This is a genomic window from Microcystis sp. M53598_WE2, assembly GCF_030067735.1.
Taxonomy (GTDB): domain Bacteria; phylum Cyanobacteriota; class Cyanobacteriia; order Cyanobacteriales; family Microcystaceae; genus Microcystis; species Microcystis aeruginosa.
The window spans coordinates 1-1,028 of record NZ_JASJFE010000353.1; the positions used below are offsets into that span (position 1 = coordinate 1).

Here is a 1,028-nt window from a genome sequence, read left to right on the forward strand (position 1 = left end):
CCCATGACCATTGCTGTCGGACGCGCCCCAGAAAGAGGGCTGTTTGATGCTCTCGATGACTGGCTCAAAAGAGACCGTTTCGTCTTCATCGGTTGGTCTGGTTTACTACTCTTCCCCTGCGCCTTCATGGCCCTAGGTGGATGGTTAACCGGCACCACCTTCGTCACCTCCTGGTACACCCACGGGTTAGCCAGTTCCTACCTGGAAGGCGGCAACTTCCTGACTGTAGCCGTCTCCACCCCCGCCGATGCCTTCGGCCACTCCATCCTCTTTCTCTGGGGACCGGAAGCCCAAGGTAACTTCACCCGTTGGTGTCAAATCGGCGGTTTATGGCCCTTTGTCGCCCTGCACGGTGCTTTCGGTCTGATTGGCTTCATGCTACGTCAGTTTGAAATCGCCCGTTTAGTCGGCATTCGTCCCTACAACGCCCTCGCCTTCTCCGGTCCGATTGCGGTGTTCGTCAGTGTCTTCCTGATGTACCCCCTCGGTCAGTCTAGCTGGTTCTTTGCCCCTAGCTTCGGCGTGGCTGGTATCTTCCGTTTTATTCTCTTCTTCCAAGGCTTCCACAACTGGACCCTCAACCCCTTCCACATGATGGGTGTAGCCGGTATCCTCGGTGGTGCGCTTCTCTGTGCTATTCACGGAGCGACGGTAGAAAATACCCTGTTTGAAGACGGTGAAGGTTCCAACACTTTCCGGGCTTTTGAACCCACCCAAGCGGAAGAAACCTACTCCATGGTGACTGCGAACCGTTTCTGGTCGCAAATCTTCGGCATCGCTTTCTCCAACAAACGTTGGTTACACTTCTTCATGCTCTTTGTCCCCGTGACTGGTTTATGGATGAGTGCTGTGGGTGTGGTTGGATTAGCGCTTAACCTCCGGGCCTATGACTTCGTTTCTCAGGAATTGAGAGCGGCGGAAGACCCGGAATTTGAAACCTTCTACACTAAAAATATTCTGCTTAACGAAGGTCTGAGAGCTTGGATGGCTCCCCAAGACCAACCCCACGAAAACTTTATCTTCCCTGA

The 1,028-nt window shown here is 53.8% G+C and carries 1 protein-coding gene; it reads left to right on the top strand.

Translation table 11 applies throughout. From position 1 onward, the window contains the following. Positions 1-3 precede the first annotated feature (3 nt). Positions 4-1,028, top strand: a 1,025-nt coding sequence (gene psbD / locus PX636_RS07595) for a photosystem II D2 protein (photosystem q(a) protein) (RefSeq protein ID WP_043996166.1), incomplete at its 3' end; no start/stop codon positions are given.